This is a genomic window from Nannocystis sp. RBIL2, from assembly GCF_026626745.1.
Classification (GTDB): domain Bacteria; phylum Myxococcota_A; class Polyangia; order Nannocystales; family Nannocystaceae; genus Nannocystis.
Window position 1 is genome coordinate 3,633,219 of the sequence record NZ_JAPNJW010000002.1, and the last position, 17,904, is coordinate 3,651,122.

Genomic DNA, 17,904 nt, shown 5'->3' on the forward strand with positions numbered 1-17,904 from the left:
CCCGCAATGCGCCCTCGGCTCCTACGGCGCGAGCTTGACTGCGGCCTCCGCCGCGAACGCGGAGCCCCAGTCGTAGAGCGACTGCAGCACGGCGCTCAGCGACTCGCCGCGGTCCGTCAGCGCGTAGTGCTCGTGGCCGCCCAGGGCCGCGCGCCGGACCAGCCCGATCTGCTCGAGCTCGTGAAGCCGCTGCGTCAGCATCTTGTCGCTCAGCCCCGGGACCTGGCGCCGCAGATCGCCGTAGCGCAGCGGGCCCTGCTTGAGGCGCGCCAGCAGCACCGTCTTCCACTTGCCGCCCAGCACCTCGAGGGTCAACTCGACCGGGCAGCCGAAGGTTCGCGTCAAGTCGGTCACGCCCTCGCATCATGCCCGTCGCGGCGCGCGCACGCACCATCTGGTGCGTTGAACTGCGACGCCGCCGGCCCGATCCTCGCGGCGCATGATCGTCGAGTACATCCGCTACCGCGTGCCCACCGACCCCGCCGCCTTCGAGGCCGCCTACGACCGCGCCTGCGCCTCGCTGCGCGACTCCCCGCAGTGCCTGGCCTACGAGCTGACGCGCTGCGAGGAGGCGCCCGAACACTACGTCCTGCGCATCGAGTGGCTGTCGACCGAGGCACACCTGCAGGGCTTCCGCCGAGGCCCCGAGTTCGGCCCGTTCTTCCAGGCGATCCGCCCGTACGTCGCGCAGATCGAAGAGATGCGCCACTACGCCCCGACCGCGCTGGTCTGGCGCCGCTGACGAGTGAATCACCGCCCATCCTCGACATGACCTTTCGGACGTTTTCTTAAAATAAAGAAGATGTCCGAATGGGCATGTCTTTCAGAACATACGGGTCTCGCTCCACCTCCTGCTCCTTGCCCCGAGCTCGGGCCATCCTCGCGGCATGGAGCTGCTGGCGTCATCGCCGAGCGCGACGGGTCGGCGGCTTGCGATCGGCGCCGCCGCAAGATCCTCCAAGTACCTCGCGCCACCGGCGTGCCAGCCTGCCCGTGGAGGCAATGAGCCATGGCGACAATTCATCGAGAGATCTTCGTCGACGCCGACGTCGACGCCAGCTGGGCCGCGCTGTGCGACGTGGGCGCGATCCAGGAGCGGCTGGCCCGCGGCTTCGTGGTCGACACCACGCTGGAGGGCGACCATCGCACCGTCACCTTCGCCGGCGGCTTCGTCGTGCGTGAGCGCCTGATCGCCCGCGACGACGTCCGCCGGCGCCTGGCCTACGCCGTGGTCGACAACCCTGAGGTCCGCCATCACGCCTCGTTCCAGGTGTTCCCCGGCGACCGGGGCGGCAGCCGGATCGTGTGGATCACCGACGTCGCCCCGGACTCGGCCGCGCCGGGGTTCGCCGGCATGATCGACACCGGCGTGGCAGCGATCCGCCATACCCTCGGCGCCTCGCGGCGAGAGTGACCCCGGCCCCGACGGCAGCCACGTTGGCGCAAACTTCGGCCAGGCACACCTCGGCCACGACGACCCTGCCGCGCGCATCATTTCACCATGGAGGTTCTAAAGGACATGCCCCATCGGGCATGTCCTTCAAGACATGCCTCCGAGGCATGCCATGACAAACAATCCCTTTTAAAAACTCAGCGGGGCCGCGTCTGCTCGCGGCGGGTCGTCAGGCGCCAGCGCAGGACCGACTCGATCAGCAGCAGCAGCGCGACCAGCAGCACCAGCGGGCGCCAGCGTGGGTAGCGGGCGGCGGCCACGACCTCGTCGCCTTCGATCTGCGGCCCCGCGACCGCCTGCAGCGTCGTGTCGCTCTCGGCCGGGTCTACCTGCACTGCGAAGCGCAGCGGCGGCTCGTCGTCGCCGCGCTCGACCGTGTAGTGGCCTGGCACCCACGTGTCTTTAAAAATAGCTTCGCCGTGGCCGTCGGGCACCGCGGCCAGGCGCTCCCCGCCGGGCGTGATCACCGTCGCGGGGCGGTCGCCGGGCAGCACTCGCGGCTCGCCGACCCGCAGCACCGCGCCGGCGGCGCCCTGCTGGCTGGCGTCGAGGTAGGCGACCAGGCGCTCGACGAGCGGGACGAAACCTGGCCGAAGGGGCAGGTCGGACCAGTCGCGGTCGACCGAGGTGGTCAGCAGCGCGACGCGGCCGCGCCCGTGGGGGCGGGTGAGCAGCGCCGGGGCCCCGCTGGTGAAGCTGAGGGCGACGTCGACCGCGCGGGCGGCGTCGGGCTCGAGCAGGAACAGCCGGCGGGTACGGGCGCCGAGCAGGCCGAGGTCGTCGCCGAGGCCGCGCAGGGCCGGGTGGGCCAGGTTGGCCGGCGCGAGCCCCTCGGTGCGGTTCTCGGTGCGGCCCGGCGCGGTGCCGACGACCTGGGCCTCGCGCAGGCGCAGCGGCAGCAGCTCGCCCAGGCGGTCGTTGTAGGCGGCCGCCTCGACGCGCTCGCCGACGGTCACGAACAGACCGAGGCCTTCCTCCACTCGCCGGGTCAGCGCCGCCGCCGCGTCGGGCGCGGGGGCGCGGACGTTGGCGAGCACCACCACGTCGACCCCGGCGAGCGGCCTCGGCTCGCGCAGACGGGCCTCGAGCTGGTCGGGCGCCAGCCCGTGGACCCGCAGGCGCCGGCCGGGCGCGGCGGCCAGCGCGGTGGCGAGGAAGAACACCTCGTCGTGGGCCCGCATCTCGCTCGGGTCGCCGTTGACGAGCACGATGTCGAGCTCGTCCTCGCCGGCCAGCCAGAAGTGCCGCACCTCGTCGCCCGGCAGCGGATCGTCGGTGAGCTCGACCAGCGCCAGCGCGGCCGGACTCGGCCCGTCGCCGATCAGCGTGTGCGTGAACTCGACCCGCGCCTCCCCGCCGCGCGCGACCATCACGTCGGCGCGCGCGACCTCCTCGCCGCCGAGCTGCATGGCCACGGCCACGCGGCGCAGGTTGTCGGGCTCGGCGGGCCCGGGCGAGTGCCGGCGGACCACGCCCCACACCCGCACCGCCCGCGGATCGAGGTCGCGCGCCGGCTCCCAGCCGACTGAATCGAGGGACAGGTGCTCGGGGACAGGCGGCAACGCGTCGAGGCTGCCGAGCGCCGGCACCGGCAGGATCGGGACGTCGGGTCCCGCAGTCTCGGGCAGGCTGCCGAGGCCGCGCGCGGTCGGGTCGCCGATCGCGTAGACCGCCCGCCGCCGGCCCCCGTCGCCGCGCAGCAGCGCCGCCGCGACCGGCAGCCCGCTGTCGAGCGGCCACGCCCCGGCCCGTGGCGCGCCGCCGGCCAGCCACTCGCCGATCGCCTCGCGCACGCGCCCGAGGTCGGCCGACAGCTCGAGCCGCGGTCCGGACGGATCGCTGGTGACGAGCCCGACCCGGCTGCCCGGCGGCAAGGCGTCGACCACCGCGGCGGCGGCGTCGGCGGCCCCGTCGAGGGCCCGCACACCGTCTGTCCTCAAGGACATGCTCAAAGAGCCATCCACGAGCAGGATCGCGTCGTGCGGCTCGCCCAGGACCGCCACGCGCGCCCGCCCCGAGCTGACCGGGCGCGCCAGCGCCAGCGCGAGGAGGGCCAGCGCGGCCAGGCGCAGCCCGAGCAGCAGGCGGTCGCGCAGGTGCCGGCGCATGGTCACGACCTCGTCGCCCGGGCGGACGAAGCGAAGCGCTGCGAAGGCGATCTTGCGCGGCTCCTCGCGCCCGCGCAGGTGCGCGACGAGCGGCGCGGCCAGGCCGAGCAGGCCGAGCAGCAGGAGCGGCGCCAGCAGGCTCACGTGCAGCCCTCCGTCGAGCGCCCCGGCCGCGCCTCGCGCATGTCCCCGAGGACAGGTGCGGAGAAGCTCACGTGCGCGCCTCCTCCGGCGCCGGCTCGCCCTGCAGCGCGCGCAGCAGCCCGAGGAAGGCGGCGGTCACGGGCGTGTCGGTGACCACGCGGTGGCAGACCAGCCCGCGCCCGAGGCAACCGCCTTGGAACGCCGCCAGATAAGAGCCCAGGCGCTGCAGGTAAGCCGCGCGCAGGCTGGCGCCGAGGCCCTCGACCTCCGGGCGGACCCCGCGGACGTCCTCGAGGCGCAGCAGCTCGCGCCCCGACCACGGGAACTCGAGCTCGTCGCGGTGCAGCACCTGCAGCAGCACGACCGCGTGGCCGCGCCCGGCCAGCGCCGCCAGCTCGTCGAGCAGGCCGGCCTCGGCCGCGGGCAGGCCTGTCTCTTCCGACATGTCCCCGGGGACCTGTCCCTCGGCGCATGGGTCGAGGAAGTCGGACACCAGCACGACCAGGCTGCGCCGCGCCAGCTGCGGCCCGACGGCGCCGACCAGGCGCGGCCACGGGCAGATGCCCGCCGGCGGGCGGGCCAGCGCCTCGGCCAGCGCCAGGAGCCGCCGCGCCCCACCTTGCGGCCGCGCCTGCTGCAGCTCGACGCCGCCGGCCCCGCCGCTGGCGAGCCCGAGCCGGTCGCCCTGGCGCGCCGCCAGGCTGGCCAGCCCGGCCACCAGCGCCGCCGCGTAGGTCGACTTGCGCTCGATACCTGTCCCGTAGGACATGCCCCCGGAGCCATCCAGCAAGAACACCGCCGACAGCACGTCCTCGGCGTCGTGCTGGCGCAGCACGAAGCGGTCGTCGCGGGCCGCGGCGCGCCAGTCGAGCCGGCGCAGGTCGTCGCCGGGGACGTACGGCCGGTGCCCGCGGAACACGTCGCCGGCGCCCGCCCGGGCCGCCAGGTGCCGCCCCGGTCGCCCGCCCCACACGGCCTGGCCGACCCGCAGCACCCGCCCGCGCAGCAGCTCGCGCAGCTCGGGCGGCAGCACGGCGGCGAGGGCGGTGTCCGGATCGGCGGAGGTCATGGCGAGCCCGTCAGGCGGAGTGAAAAGCGGCTTTGAAGGACATATTGAAATGAGGCCGCGGGCCGCGGGCCGTCACGGTGAGGCAGCGCCGCGAGTCGCCCGGGCGGCGCTCACACGATGCTGTCCTCCAGGACATGGCGCGCGGAACATGTCCCGACTCACCTGTACCGATGGCCATGCCGCCCCAGCCCGGCGCCGAGCTCACATCATTTAAAAAGGGATCTGGCCGCGAGGACATGGCGAAACGTTCAGGCGCGCACCGCGGTCAGCACCTGGGCGACGAGCTCGTCCGCGCCGACGCCCCGGCTCTCGGCGATGAAGCTGCGGACCAGGCGGTGGGCCAGCACCGGCGCGGCCAGGGCTCGCACGTCGTCGGTGGTGACGGCGGGGCGGCCGTCGAGGGCGGCCCGCGCCTGAGCGGCGGCGACCAGCTGCTGGCCGGCGCGCGGCCCGGCGCCCCACTGGATCAGCTCGCGCAGCCCCTTGGGGCAGGTGGCCTCGCTCGGCCGGGTCGCGCGCAGCAGGGCGACCGCGTGGGCGACGACCGAGGCGGGCACGGGGATCCGCCGCACCAGCGCCTGGTGAGACGTGAGCTCGGCGGGCGTCAGCAACGGCTGCAGCTCGGGCGCCTGCTCGGCCCCCAGCGCGACGATGTGCCGCTCGTCCTCCTCGCTCGGGTAACCGACCACGATCTGCAGCATGAAGCGGTCTAGCTGGGCCTCCGGCAGCGGATACGTGCCCTCCTGCTCGATCGGGTTCTGCGTGGCGAACACGTGGAACGGCAGCGGCAACGGGTGCGTGCGCCCGCCCGCGCTGACCCGCGACTCCTGCATCGCCTGCAGCAGCGCCGCCTGGGTCTTCGGCGGGGTGCGGTTGATCTCGTCGGCCAGCAGCAGGTTGCAGAACACCGGCCCCGGCACGAACCGGAAGTTGCGCCGCCCGCTGACCGGATCCTCCTCGAGCACGTCGCTGCCGGTGATGTCGGCGGGCATCAGGTCGGGCGTGAACTGCACGCGGGAGAACTGCAGCTCGAGCGCCTGCGCCAGGCTGCTGACGAGCAGCGTCTTGGCCAGGCCGGGCACGCCGACGAACAATCCGTGGCCGCCGGCGAACAGGCACACGAGCAGGTGATCGATCACTCCCTGCTGACCGACGATGCGGCGGTGCAGCTGCTCGACCAGGCGCTCTCGGCTGCGGGCGAGCGTCTGCAACGCTTCGCGGTCGTCAGGAACGGCGGTCGGTGAGGCAATCGCGGGCACGGGGCGCGGAGTATAGCGCGTCAGCGCGGGGCCACCGGCCGCTTCGTCGCGCGCCGGGCCGCGAACAGCTCGTGCGCGCTGGTGACGGTGGCGGCGCGCTGCACCCAGCGCAACAGCTGGGCCCGCTGCCTGCAGTCGGTGATCGTGCGCCGCTGCGTCGCGGTCAGGGCGATCGATCGCGCCTCGAGGATGGCGAGCAGCGCCTTGTGCAGCCCGGCCAGCTCGCCGTCCGTCTTCGCCTGTCGCGCCTCGCGGCGGGCCCGATGCAGCGGGGCCATGAGCTGGCCGAAGATCGAGCGCCGGTAGAGGTACACGAAGGGGCGGAGCAGTTCTTCGTCGCTCAGGGGCTGCATGGCGTCGACTCCGAGTTCGGCGCGCGCGGCGGCGCCGAGAAAGACACGGACGAGATCAGTGTAAAGAGGGCGACGCGCGCTGTCGAGCATCGTCACGCCAGCGAGCGCGGCGCGGCCGATAGCGACCGCTCGCGGACCGCGGCCGTGGGCCACCACCGACAGGACCGCGAGCTCCGGGCGACGCCGGGCCTCGCAGGCGCGGGTGACTTGCGGGATCTGTTCCGGCCCGAGCACGTCGGGCACCAGCACCCAGCGGCCGTCGCCCATGTCGATCGGTCGACTGCACCAGCGAGCCACCGCCGGCTGGGTCGTCAGCACCAGGAGGCGCACCGGGCACTGCAGCCGCCGGCGCAGCGACGCCAGGTAGACCGGCCAGACCCAGCGCTTGGCGGGATCGCGTCGCAGCTGCGCCTCGACCACGATCGCCAGCGCGGGCCGACCGCCCTTGCCGGTCAGCGCCAGCACCAGGTCGGCGCGCACCTCGGCTGGATCGATCTCCGCGAACTCGCCCTCGACCACCTGCGCCGCGGCGAATCGCGGCAACGGCGCCGCGCAACCCTCACGCAACAGCGTGGCGACGAGAGGCGGCGCGCGGCGCAGCAGCTCGAGCAGGACGGTGCGGGAGCGAGGGCATGCCGACCTGGACAGGTCGGTCGGCGCGACGTCGGTTTTGCACGCGCCGGCGGTGAGTCAGCGCACTGCCCTCACCTGCACCGGCGGACATGGCTCGAAAGACAGCCGTCAGCCTGTCGGCTCGGCGACGACTTCGGCTAAAACCCGTGGACGGGGCGACCGCGAATTTCCCGCCCCGCACGGAGAGTGGCGATGGCGAGCTTCAACGAGATCTTGAGCCAGGTGAAGCGCCAGGTCCGCGAGGTGTCGGTCGAGGACACCCGGGCCCGCGTGCACGGGGCGGGCGGCGAGCCGCCGCCGGTGCTCGTCGACATCCGCGAGCGCGACGAGTACGAGCAGGGCTTCATCGGCAAGGCCGAGTGGATCCCGCGCGGCTTCCTCGAGCTGAAGATCGAAGACCTGGTGCCCGACCGCAACCGCGAGGTCATCCTCTACTGCGCCGGCGGCACGCGCTCGGCGCTGGCGGCCCGCTCGCTGCAGGAGCTCGGCTACGAGCGGGTCTCCTCGATGGCCGGGGGCTTCCGCGCGTGGAAGCAGGCCGGCCACGCCTTCGACCGCCCGCGCAACCTCTCTGCCGAGCAGGTCAAGCGCTACAGCCGGCACATCATGCTGCCGGAGGTGGGCGAGGTCGGCCAGGGCAAGCTGCTCGACGCCAAGGTGCTGTGCCTCGGCGCCGGCGGGCTCGGCTCGCCGTCCAGCCTCTACCTCGCCGCTGCCGGCGTCGGCACCATCGGCATGGTCGACGACGACCTCGTCGACGAGAGCAACCTGCAGCGCCAGATCCTCCACAACATGGAGCGCCTCGGCCTGCCCAAGGTCGAGAGTGCCCGCAAGACGCTCCAGGCGCTGAACCCCGACGTCAAGGTCATCGCCCACCAGACCCGGCTCACCTCCGAGAACGTGCTCGACATCATCGGCGGCTACGACCTCATCGTCGACGGCGCGGACAACTTCCCGACCCGCTACCTCCTCAACGACGCCGCCCTCAAGCTCGGCAAGCCGGTCGTGCACGCCTCGATCTTCCGCTTCGAGGGCCAGCTGACCACCTTCCTGCCCCACGAGGGCCCCTGCTACCGCTGCCTCTACCCCGACCCGCCCCCGCCCGGCATGGCGCCGTCGTGCCAGGAGGCCGGCGTCCTCGGCGTGCTGCCCGGCATCGTCGGCACCCTGCAGGCCAACGAGGCGCTCAAGATCATCCTCGGCGTCGGCCAGACCCTGTCCGGCCGCCTGCTCGTGTTCGACGCCCTCGGCACCAAGTGGCGCACGCTCAAGCTGCGCAAGGACCCGGAGTGCCGGGTCTGCTCGAAGAAGCCCGAGGAGATCGAGCTGATCGACTACGAGGCGTTCTGCTCGATCGCCGGCTGAGCCCGGCGCACCTGCTCGTGGGGGCATGTCCGCTCGGACATGCCCCTTCGCACATGCACGAGTGAACATGCCTGTTGGGGCATGTCACGGCCGGCCTTGCCGAGGCGAGACGGCGTCGGGGCCGAGACGGAATCGGAACGGCGCCGCGACTTTCGCAGAGAAGATCGCGTCGGGCGACGGAGAGCCGCAGCTCGCCTCGTTCCTAGCGGTCTTCCTTGATCCGCCGCGCCAGCGCCTCGTGCTCCTCGTACGGCGGCCCGAGCACCTCTGGCTCGGGCGTGCGCAGGGCCTCGGGCGCCGCGAACAGGTCGGCCACCAGGCCGGGCGCCGCCTTCGGCTTCGGCGGACCGAGCACGCGGTCGCGGTGGCGCGGCGCGTACTGCTGCTTGAGCGCCACCACCCGCCGCAGGGCCGTCTCGAGCAGCGTGTCGGGCAGGTGCTCGAGCAGGCGCAGCGACTCGTCGCGGAGGTCGGCCTTGCTGCACACCAGCAGCGCGTCGAGCCCGGCCTCCAGGCTCCAGCGCACCCGCTGCTCCGGCGTGAAGTGGTCGGCGACCGCCTTCATCTCGAGGTCGTCGCTGAAGACCACCCCGTCGTAGGCCAGCTCGCCGCGCAGCAGTTGCATTACCGGCGGCGACAGCGTCGCCGGGCGCTTGCGGTCGAGCGCCTCGAACAGCACGTGGGCCGACATGACGCTTGCCACGCCGGCCCGCGCCGCCGCGGCGAACGGCACCAGCTCGATCTCCCGCAGCCGATCGAGATCGTGCGGCAGCCTGGGCAGTTCGAGGTGGCTGTCGGAGCGGGTGTCGCCGTGGCCGGGGAAGTGCTTGGCGCACGCCGCCACCCCGGCCGCCTGCATCGCGGTGATGAAGGCCGCGGCGTGGCGGGCCACCCGACCCGCCTGGGACGCGAAGCTGCGATCGCCGATCACCGGGTTGGCCGGGTTGGTGTCGACGTCGACCACCGGCGCGAAGTCGAGGCCGATCCCCAGGTCGGACAGCTCACGCGCCAGCGCCTCGGCCACCGCCCCCGTGGTCGTCGGCTCGTCGCGGCGGCCGAGCGCCCGCATCGGCGGCCAGACCGTCCAGGGCGCCTTGAGGCGCTGAACGCGCCCTCCTTCTTGATCGATCGCCACCAGCAGCGGCACGTCCGGCGGCGCCGCCTCGTGGAGCGCACGCACCAGCCCGCGCAGCTGCGCCGGGCCTTCGATGTTGCGACCGAAGAGGATCACGCCGCCGATCCGGCCTTGACCGAGCAGGCGGGCGAGGTCCGGCGGGACCGAGGTCCCCTCGAAGCCGACGAACAAGAGCTGACCGGGCTGCCACCACGACGCCATCGCCGCGAGGGTACGAGGCCGGGGCGCGCGCCGCAAATTGGCCGCCGGCCCCGAAAGGGCCGCACGACGATCGACGAGACTCCAGCCGCGAGTGACTTGTTCCCGAGTTTCGTGCGACCTGGCGGGCCCCACTGGTTGACGCACCACCGCCTGGTTGTTAGCGTCCGGCGCCTCGCCGATGCCGACCTCTCCGCCCCCGCGGCCACACCGCCTTTTCTGGCTGATCCCGGCCTTCGGCCTCGTCAACCTGTTCGCTGGCTCTTCCACCGCACACGCGCAGGCCCCCATGGGCGGCGGCATGGGCATGGGCGGAGGAGGCATGGGCGGCATGGGCCCGATGGGCGGCGGCGGCATGCCGGGCCAGGGCGGCCAGGGCGATAAGAAGAAGGAAGGCCCGGCCGAGGCGGCGCCCAAGGACAAGAAGGCGCTGCAGCCGATCGAGCCGGTGCCGGCGCAGCCCCGCGGCCTGCGGCAGCTGCAGCTGTTCGAGCTGCACGGCTACATGCGCATGCGGGCCGACTACTTCCACCGGCTCGACCTCGGCAGCGGCAAGAGCAACCAGTCGACGATCGGCACCAACTACGCCGACAACTCGCAGCTCGAGAACCCGTACTTCGTCCCGCCTTCGGTCGCGGCCGAGACGGTCGGCGGCTTCGGCGAGACCTCGGGCGCCAGCGACGTCAACTGCGTCGGCGGCCTTACCGGCCTCGGCATCAATGCCAGCAAGGCCAGCCGCCGCTGCGGCCGCCGCAACGGGTTCGCCAGCGCCAACATGCGCATGCGCATCGAGCCGACGCTGCACATCACCGACACCGTCAAGGTGCACGCCCAGCTCGACGCGCTCGACAACCTCGTCCTCGGCAGCACGCCCGACTCGCTGCTCGCCGACAACCCCAACGCGCCGATCGACCTGTTCACGCGCACCCAGCTGCCGCCGTCCGACATGCGCAACAGCGGCCGCGACAGCATCGTCGTCAAGCGCGCGTACGGCCACATCCGCTTCGGCTGGGGCCTCGACATCAAGTTCGGGCGCATGCCGCACCACTGGGGCATGGGCATCGTCGCCAACGACGGCAACGGCTACTACCGTGGCGAGGCGGCCGACATCGTCCGCATGCTCGACATGGACTACGGCGACTCGGTCGACTCGCTGCGCCTCGGCTTCGACTTCGGCAAGGACCGCCGCAGCACCCACACGCTCGAGTTCTCGTGGGACTGGGCCTCCAGCGGCCCGACCACCGCGCAGATCTTCGGCCCCTGGTACGGCCCGTACCAGCAGGACTACACCACCGGTCAGACCTTCAGCGTCGAGAAGTTCGACAACGTCTATCAGTGGCGCATCTCGATCCTCCGCCGCGACGACCCGGCGATGCTGCAGCGCAAGCTGTCGCTTGGCCGCCCGGTCATCAACTACGGCGCGATCGTGTGGGCCCGCTACCAGGCGATCGACCGCGTCACCGGCACCCCCGGCATCGGCATCGACCCCCTGCTCAACGAGCAGTACGGCTCCGAGATCGGCAGCTCCGGCAACCAGTACTACGACCAGCTGCAGGACTACGCCAACATCCTGATCCGCCGCCGCGCGCTGGTGTTCACGCCCGACGTGTGGTTCCGCGTCAACTGGAAGACCCTGCGCGTCGAGCTCGAGGGCGCCGCGGTGCTCGGCCGCTTCAACGAGATCAACGACAGCAGCGCCTTCGACGCCTCGCAGGGCAACGACCGCGACGACGTCTATACGATCAAGGACACCACCGACATGGGCCGCCGCTGGCTGACCCAGTTCGGCTACGCGCTCGAGTTCAAGTACGGCCTGTTCAAGGACAAGTTCCACCTCGGCCTCGACCACGGCTTCGCGTCGGGCGACAACGACCCGCGCTTCCGTTACAACACGCCGTGGAACTCGAACCTCGACGATCGCACGTGGTCGAAGTTCCGCTTCAACCCGGCCTACTTCTCCGACCTGCTGCTGTTCCGCGAGCTGCTCGGCACCGCCAGCAACGCCGCCTACTTCAAGCCCTGGCTGGCGTTCTACTTCTTCGACAACAACTTCTCCGGCCGCCTCGACATCGAGTACGCCGTCGCCCCCCAGCGCACCAACACGTGGGGTAACAAGGCCAACTACGGCCTCGAGATCGACGCCGCCTTCCGCTACCACGACCGCCAGGAGCCGATCTTCTTCCAGCTCCAGTACGGCGTGATGTTCCCGTTCGGCGCCTTCAACCGCGGCCTCGAGTACAGCCCGGACGGCACGGTCGCCGGCCTGCCCAACAACGGCGACCCCAAGGCCGCCCAGACCGTCCAGGCCCAGCTCGGCATCCGCTTCTAGCCGCGCGGCAGTCGCCCCGCGCGAGCGCTCGCTCCGGCCGCGCGGCGGTCGGCTCGCCGGCTCTCGCGCGAACCGCCTTGCTCCGGGCCCGCGGGCGACGTAGACCTTGAGCGGACCCGCGCGCTGGCCGGAGCTTTCAGCCCTGTCCGGCCGCCTGTCCCTCGCGCCATGTCCCGGGCGCCATGCTTTATTGAACAGGTCCCATGAGCAAGGTCAAGAAGCCCCAGCAGCGGTGGGTGTGTCAGGCGTGCGGCGCGGTCACGACCGGGTGGTTCGGCAAGTGCCCGAGCTGTGACGCCTGGAACTCGATCGAGGAGGAGGTCGCGGCGCCGTCGCCCGGCGACCGGCCGGCCGGGCCGGGCAAGGTCGTGGCCTCGACCGAGGCGCAGACGATCGTCGACCGCCAGCCGCGGCGCCCGTGCGGCATGGGCGAGGTCGATCGCGTGCTCGGCGGCGGCCTCGTCCCGGGCAGCGTCGTGCTGCTCGGCGGGCCGCCGGGCATCGGCAAGTCCACGCTGCTCCTTCAGGCCTCGGTCGGCCTCGCGCGGCGCAACGGCGTCGTCCTGTACGCCAGCGGCGAGGAGTCGGTGGCCCAGGTCGCCTCCCGCTGCGGCCGCCTCGGCGCCAGCCACCCCGGCCTCCTGCTGATGGCCGAGACCCGCATCGAGGAGGTCTTGAGCGCCGCCCAGGAGCGCGCCAAGACGCTCGCGGCGCTGATCGTCGACTCGGTCCAGACCGTCCACAGCGGGGCCCAGGACGGCCTGCCGGGCAACATCAGCCAGATCCGCGCAGTCACCTCCGCACTGGTCGGCTTCGCCAAGACCCACGGGGTGCCCGTCGTCGTCGTCGGCCACGTCACCAAGGACGGCCAGCTCGCCGGACCGCGCCTGCTCGAGCACCTGGTCGACGCAGTTCTCTCGTTCGAGGGCGACGAGGAGCGGGCGATCCGCCTGCTGCGGGCCACCAAGAACCGCTACGGCAGCACCCAGGAGCTCGGCGTGTTCGAGATGCGCGGCGACGGGCTGCGGGAGATCGTAAACCCCTCCGAGGCCTTCATCACCGAGCGCGACGACCCGGCGATCGGCTCGTGCGTGACCGCCAGCCTCGAAGGCTCGCGGCCGCTGCTGCTCGAGGTCCAGGCGCTCCTGGCCGCGGCGTTCGGCAACCCGCGCCGCACCTGCGTCGGCGTCGACCCGGTCCGCCTCGCCATGCTCCTCGCAGTGCTCGACCGCCACGCCGGCGTGTTCGCCCTCGACCAGGACGTGTTCGTCAACGCCGTCGGCGGCATGCGCCTCGGCGAGCCCGCCAGCGACCTCGCCGTCCTCCTCGCCGTCGCCTCCTCGCACCGGCGCCAGCCGCTCCCGCCGGGCCTGTGCGTGTTCGGCGAGGTCGGCCTCACCGGCGAGCTGCGCCCCGCGCCCCGCTCCGACGCCCGCCTGTCCGAGGCCGCCCGCCTGGGCATGAAGCGGGTGCTCCTTCCGACAGGTCCCAAACAACATGCTCTTTCGGCCAGGAAGCTGAAGGACCAACTCGGCGTCGACGTCCGCCTGGCCCGCAACGTCGGCGAGGCGCTCGAGCTGGCGTTCGGCTGACCCATTCGCGCGAGCCGGGCTCGCGCCAGCGACGACGGCGGCGCGCCCCGTCCTCTAGGGCTCGCACACGCGGGCGACCAGCTTCGGCGGGGCGCCTCCGTCCAGCGTGTGGAACTCGATACCCGGCGCCGGAAACAGCTCGTCGTACTTCGTCCCCTTGTAGACGGCCGATCGCGGCACCACCACCAGGCTGCCGCCGACGATCGCCGGCACCCAATCCTTGGGGGTCCCGAGCGGCGCGAGGTCGATGGGCTCCAGCCCGCTGTTGATCGCTACCGCGTCGACGACCCCGAGCGGCTGCAACACCTCCGGAATGGACTTCCCGGGCTCGCCGCCCCACCAGGCCGTGCAGTCGGCGTCGTACGTCGCCCCGCACTGGCGACAGGCGAACGAGGGCAGGCCGTCGACGCACTCGGTCGCTGCGTCGCCGCCGCCCTCGACCCACTCGAGGCCGGCGTCGAGCGTATGGAGGTCGAACTTCATCTGCTCGCCGTAGAGGATGTCGTCGTACTTGGCCAGGACCTCGAGGCGGATCGCCTTGATCGTCTCGGTCACGATCGGCCCCTCCGTGGACACCAGCTGGCCGTCCTTCGTCGGGAACCGCAGCAGCATCATGCTGACGCCGAGCACCGCGGCGTCGACCGATCCATCGTCCTTCAGCAGGTGCCCCGACTTGGCCGCGCCGAAGCTGAGGAACTGGCAATCGAGGTCCATCGGCCCGGGCGCCACCGGACAGCCCGGGACGACGAAGTTGAGCGCGTCGCTCAGGAACGTGTCGGCCTCGACGATGACCTCGACCTCGCAGCAGCCGTCCATGTCGTCGTCGAGGCCGTCGCACACGAACCCCTCGCCGGTGGTCTCGGTCGTCGGGTTCGGCCCGGTCGTCGACGTTGTCGTGTGGTCGGACGAGCTGGTGATCGTGCTCGGCGAGGTCGACGACGAGGTCGTCGTCACCGGCGGATCGGAGGTCGTCGTCGGCGGCTCGATCGTCGTCGTCTCCAGCGTGACCGCGGAGGTCTGGCTGACGGAGCCGCTGTCGGTGATGACGTCCCAGGTGTCGAGGAACAGCGGGTTCGGCTTCGAGCAGCCGCCTGCGAGCGCCCCGCCCAGGAGGATCGCCGTGAACGACTTCCGGTTCATCGAACACCCACCCTAACACAAATGGCGCGCGTTCGCCGGTGCGGCGGGGCCGGCGACGCCTGAGCGCGTTTTGACCCCCGGACCGCCTCGCAATTTGCGCCGGCCTCGTCTACATCGCCTGGCATGTCCGCCGCACCCGAGCTCTACGACATCTACGAGCGCTCCAACGAGGCCGTCACGGAGGAGTTCGACGTCCGCCTCCCCTTGCTCGAGGGCGCCGTCCCTGAGCAGCTGCGCGGCGTCCTGTTCCGCAACGGCCCCGGCCGACTCGAGCTCTACGGCCACCGCTACGGGCATCTGTTCGACGGCGACGGGCACATCAATCGCTTCGCCTTCGACGGTCGCGGGGTCACCTACCGCAACCGCTACGTCCGCACTCGCGAGTTTCTCGCCGAGGAGTCGGCCCGGCGGATCCTCTTTCGCAACTTCGGCACCAACATCCCCGGCGGCCTGCTGAAGAACCTCCTGCGCACCCGCTTCAAGAACGTCGCCAACACCAGCGTCGTCCAGCACGGCGGCAAGCTGCTCGCCCTGTGGGAGGCCGGCTGGCCGCACCGGCTCGACCCCGGCAACCTCGACACCCTCGCCCGCGACGACCTCGGCGGCGCCCTGCAGAACCCCGGCAACGTCATCGAGCGCATGGTCGCCCCCGAGCTGCCGTTCAGCGCTCACCCCAAGGTCTGTCCGGTCACCGGCGAGCTCTTCAACTTCGGCCTCGCGGCCACCGGCACCCGCTCGCGCCTGTGCCTCTATCGCGTCGACGCCGGCGGGCGGGCCGCCGCGCCCGAGTTCATCGACCTGCCCGGGGGCTACTTCATCCACGACTTCGTGCTGACGGCCCGGCACCGCGTCTTCTTCCTCACGCCCACCAGCTTCGACCTGCGCAAGATGTTGCTCGGTCTGGCGCCCCCGGTGCAGACCATGCGCGCCCTGCCAGGGCCGACGCAGATCCTCGTGGTCGATCGCGACAGCACCGCCCACCGGCGCACCGAGACCGGCGCCTGCTTCATCTTCCACTTCCCCAACGGCTTCGAGGACGCGCAGGGCGTGATCTTCGTCGACGGCTACCGCATGCAGCGGTTCCCCAATTTAAACCCGCGCCCGGACCGGCCCGAGGAGCACGTCAAGCCGTACCTCACCCGCTACCGCATCGACCCCGCCGGCGGCGTCAGCGAGCAGACGCTGACCGACTACACCGGCGAGCTCGGCACGATCCGCCAGGACCGGATCAGTCAGCGCCACCGCTACGTCTGGTCGATCGGCTCCGCCCCCGATCGCAAGGCCCCGTTCTCGACCGGCCTCCTCAAGATCGACTGCGACAGCGCGAGCACCCTGTTCCGCGACTTCGGCCCCGCCCTCACCGGCGAGCCCGTGTTCGTCCCCCGCCCCGGCGGCACCGACGAGGATGACGGCTGGCTGCTGTCGATGCACTACGTCGACGCCGAGCGAGCCAACCATTTGCTCGTCCTCGACGCCCGCGACCTCGGCACCCTCGCCCGCCTGCGCCTGCCCCACGCCACCCCGCTCGGCTTCCACGGCGCCTTCGTGGCCGAGCCCCAGGGCTGACCCTCGGGTCATGCTCCAAAGAACATGCCCCTCGAGGCATGTCCTTCGGAGCATGTCCAATCAGCGTCCAGCCGCGCGGCAGCCGACCTCGTGCGCGCGAGGTGTCCTTCCGAGCTTGTCGCGCAGCGACGGACACCCCGACGTTCCACCTCGTGCGCGTGAGCCGGTCGTCCTTCGCGCGCGTCTCGAAGACACGAGGCTGCGGCCCCGACGCGACAGCCCGCCTCGCGCCTGCGAGGCGGGCTGCTCCGCTACGCCCGCTGCGAGCGGCTCACTTCGCGGCCTTGACCGGCGCGCCCTTGCCCTTGCCGGGCTCCGGCTCCGGCTCGGGCGGCTTGCGCGGGCCGCCGCGGCCCTTGCCCTCGTCGGGGTCGCTGGCCGCCGGGACCATCTTGATCGGCCCGCCGCCCTTGGACGGCGGCACGTCGCCGTCGCCCGGCGGCTGGGCGACCGGCACGGACGCCTGGTGCGCCGGCGTGATCCCGTGCTTGGCGAGGATCTCGGCCTCGATTTTATTAAAGATGTCGGGGTTCTCTTTGAGGAACTTCTTGGCGTTCTCGCGGCCCTGGCCGATGCGCTCGCCGCGGTAGCTGAGCCACGCGCCGGCCTTCTCGACCACCTTCGCCTCGACGCCCATGTCGATCACCGCGCCCTCGCGGCTGACGCCCTCGCCGTAGGTGATGTCGAACTCGACCTCGCGGAACGGCGGCGCCAGCTTGTTCTTGACCACCTTGACGCGCGTGCGGTTGCCGACGACCTGCTCGCCCTCCTTGATCGCGCCGATGCGGCGGATGTCGAGGCGGATCGACGAGTAGAACTTGAGCGCGTTGCCGCCGGTGGTCGTCTCCGGGCTGCCGAACATCACGCCGATCTTCATGCGCAGCTGGTTGATGAAGATGACCATCGTGCGGCTGCGGGCGACCGCGCCGGTCAGCTTGCGCAGCGCCTGGCTCATCAGGCGCGCCTGCAGGCCGACGTGGCTGTCGCCCATCTCGCCCTCGAGCTCGGCCTTCGGCGTCAGCGCCGCCACCGAGTCGACGACGATGACGTCGATCGCGCCCGAGCGGACCAGGGTCTCGCAGATCTCGAGCGCCTGCTCGCCGAAGTCGGGCTGCGAGACCAGGAGGTCCTCGGTGCGCACGCCGATCTTGCGGGCGTAGCTGACGTCGAGCGCGTGCTCGGCGTCGATGAAGGCGCACACGCCGCCGCGGCGCTGCGCTTCGGCCACCACGTGCAGCGTCAGCGTGGTCTTGCCCGACGACTCCGGCCCGTAGATCTCGACGATACGGCCGCGCGGGAGCCCGCCGATCCCGAGCGCGATGTCCAGCGGGACCGCGCCGGTCGAGATGACGCCGACCTCCCCGGACGGCATCTTTCCGTCCTTGAGCCGCATGATCGAGCCCTTGCCGAACTGCTTCTCGATGGTCTGCAGGGCCAGCTCGATCGCGGAGTCGCGCTGGCTGGGAGCGGGAGTGGTCGGGGGTGTCGTGGCCATGAGCGTTTTGAATCCTCAGTGCGCGGTCTAGCGCCCGCGCGTGATCTATAGGAGAACAAGTGCTC

The 17,904-nt window shown here is 71.9% G+C and carries 14 protein-coding genes; 6 read left to right on the forward strand and 8 right to left on the reverse strand.

Annotated features, from left to right (window positions below; genetic code table 11):
• Positions 1 to 21: 21 nt before the first annotated feature.
• The gene (locus tag OV090_RS39540) at positions 22 to 354 is read right to left on the reverse strand and encodes a helix-turn-helix domain-containing protein (protein WP_267710023.1); all 333 of its coding nucleotides are present in this window, start codon (positions 352 to 354) and stop codon (positions 22 to 24) included.
• 85 nt (positions 355 to 439) lie between these two features.
• Here OV090_RS39540 and OV090_RS39545 point away from each other — a divergent pair, with 85 nt between their 5' ends.
• A complete protein-coding gene (locus OV090_RS39545) occupies positions 440 to 742 on the forward strand; it encodes an antibiotic biosynthesis monooxygenase family protein (RefSeq protein WP_267710024.1) in 303 nt (100 codons plus the stop codon).
• Between the two features lie 267 nt (positions 743 to 1,009).
• Positions 1,010 to 1,414, forward strand: a complete 405-nt coding sequence (locus OV090_RS39550; protein WP_267710025.1) for an SRPBCC family protein — start codon at positions 1,010 to 1,012, stop codon at positions 1,412 to 1,414.
• Positions 1,415 to 1,590: 176 nt separating this feature from the next.
• On the opposite strand, the gene OV090_RS39555 is transcribed toward OV090_RS39550, so the two are convergent.
• The 4 genes from OV090_RS39555 to OV090_RS39570 all read right to left on the reverse strand — a co-directional run bounded on the left by OV090_RS39555 (position 1,591) and on the right by OV090_RS39570 (position 6,929).
• Complete coding sequence (locus tag OV090_RS39555; RefSeq protein WP_267710026.1) at positions 1,591 to 3,705, reverse strand: BatA domain-containing protein; 2,115 nt, start codon at positions 3,703 to 3,705, stop codon at positions 1,591 to 1,593.
• Between the two features lie 67 nt (positions 3,706 to 3,772).
• Positions 3,773 to 4,774 carry a DUF58 domain-containing protein gene (locus OV090_RS39560; RefSeq protein WP_267710027.1) on the reverse strand — a complete coding sequence of 334 codons (1,002 nt, stop codon included), beginning with the start codon at positions 4,772 to 4,774 and terminating at the stop codon, positions 3,773 to 3,775.
• A gap of 248 nt (positions 4,775 to 5,022) precedes the next feature.
• Entirely contained in the window at positions 5,023 to 6,033 is a 1,011-nt protein-coding gene (locus OV090_RS39565; protein ID WP_267710028.1) for a MoxR family ATPase, read from the reverse strand.
• A 20-nt stretch (positions 6,034 to 6,053) separates the two neighbouring features.
• Positions 6,054 to 6,929, reverse strand: coding sequence for a hypothetical protein (locus tag OV090_RS39570; RefSeq protein WP_267710029.1), 876 nt, complete (start codon positions 6,927 to 6,929; stop codon positions 6,054 to 6,056).
• Positions 6,930 to 7,211: 282 nt separating this feature from the next.
• On the opposite strand from OV090_RS39570, the gene moeB reads away from it, so the two are divergent.
• Positions 7,212 to 8,384: a molybdopterin-synthase adenylyltransferase MoeB gene (moeB, locus tag OV090_RS39575; protein WP_267710030.1), complete on the forward strand. Its 1,173-nt coding sequence runs from the start codon at positions 7,212 to 7,214 to the stop codon at positions 8,382 to 8,384.
• Between the two features lie 202 nt (positions 8,385 to 8,586).
• Here the strand turns inward: moeB and nagZ are convergent, their stop codons facing one another.
• Complete coding sequence (gene nagZ / locus OV090_RS39580; protein WP_267710031.1) at positions 8,587 to 9,720, reverse strand: beta-N-acetylhexosaminidase; 1,134 nt, start codon at positions 9,718 to 9,720, stop codon at positions 8,587 to 8,589.
• A gap of 178 nt (positions 9,721 to 9,898) precedes the next feature.
• Here nagZ and OV090_RS39585 point away from each other — a divergent pair, with 178 nt between their 5' ends.
• A complete protein-coding gene (locus tag OV090_RS39585; protein WP_267710032.1) occupies positions 9,899 to 12,046 on the forward strand; it encodes a TIGR04551 family protein in 2,148 nt (715 codons plus the stop codon).
• Between the two features lie 203 nt (positions 12,047 to 12,249).
• Positions 12,250 to 13,638 (forward strand): DNA repair protein RadA, encoded by a 1,389-nt coding sequence (gene radA / locus OV090_RS39590; RefSeq protein WP_267710033.1) that lies wholly within the window; start codon positions 12,250 to 12,252, stop codon positions 13,636 to 13,638.
• A 54-nt stretch (positions 13,639 to 13,692) separates the two neighbouring features.
• Here the strand turns inward: radA and OV090_RS39595 are convergent, their stop codons facing one another.
• Positions 13,693 to 14,778, reverse strand: a complete 1,086-nt coding sequence (locus OV090_RS39595; protein ID WP_267710034.1) for a hypothetical protein — start codon at positions 14,776 to 14,778, stop codon at positions 13,693 to 13,695.
• A 123-nt stretch (positions 14,779 to 14,901) separates the two neighbouring features.
• Here OV090_RS39595 and OV090_RS39600 point away from each other — a divergent pair, with 123 nt between their 5' ends.
• Positions 14,902 to 16,344: a carotenoid oxygenase family protein gene (locus OV090_RS39600; RefSeq protein ID WP_267710035.1), complete on the forward strand. Its 1,443-nt coding sequence runs from the start codon at positions 14,902 to 14,904 to the stop codon at positions 16,342 to 16,344.
• A 271-nt stretch (positions 16,345 to 16,615) separates the two neighbouring features.
• On the opposite strand, the gene recA is transcribed toward OV090_RS39600, so the two are convergent.
• Entirely contained in the window at positions 16,616 to 17,839 is a 1,224-nt protein-coding gene (gene recA, locus OV090_RS39605; protein ID WP_267710036.1) for a recombinase RecA, read from the reverse strand.
• Between the last annotated feature and the right edge of the window lie 65 nt (positions 17,840 to 17,904).

What these genes read in the sequence shown, in the direction of transcription:
- OV090_RS39550 (WP_267710025.1), top strand. Translation starts at nt 1,010, where the DNA reads ATGGCGACAATTCATCGAGAGATCTTCGTCGACGCCGACGTCGACGCC.
- OV090_RS39585 (WP_267710032.1), top strand. Translation starts at nt 9,899, where the DNA reads ATGCCGACCTCTCCGCCCCCGCGGCCACACCGCCTTTTCTGGCTGATC.
- nagZ (WP_267710031.1), bottom strand. Translation starts at nt 9,720, where the DNA reads ATGGCGTCGTGGTGGCAGCCCGGTCAGCTCTTGTTCGTCGGCTTCGAG.
- radA (WP_267710033.1), top strand. Translation starts at nt 12,250, where the DNA reads ATGAGCAAGGTCAAGAAGCCCCAGCAGCGGTGGGTGTGTCAGGCGTGC.
- OV090_RS39600 (WP_267710035.1), top strand. Translation starts at nt 14,902, where the DNA reads ATGTCCGCCGCACCCGAGCTCTACGACATCTACGAGCGCTCCAACGAG.
- OV090_RS39560 (WP_267710027.1), bottom strand. Translation starts at nt 4,774, where the DNA reads ATGACCTCCGCCGATCCGGACACCGCCCTCGCCGCCGTGCTGCCGCCC.
- OV090_RS39545 (WP_267710024.1), top strand. Translation starts at nt 440, where the DNA reads ATGATCGTCGAGTACATCCGCTACCGCGTGCCCACCGACCCCGCCGCC.
- recA (WP_267710036.1), bottom strand. Translation starts at nt 17,839, where the DNA reads ATGGCCACGACACCCCCGACCACTCCCGCTCCCAGCCAGCGCGACTCC.
- OV090_RS39595 (WP_267710034.1), bottom strand. Translation starts at nt 14,778, where the DNA reads ATGAACCGGAAGTCGTTCACGGCGATCCTCCTGGGCGGGGCGCTCGCA.
- moeB (WP_267710030.1), top strand. Translation starts at nt 7,212, where the DNA reads ATGGCGAGCTTCAACGAGATCTTGAGCCAGGTGAAGCGCCAGGTCCGC.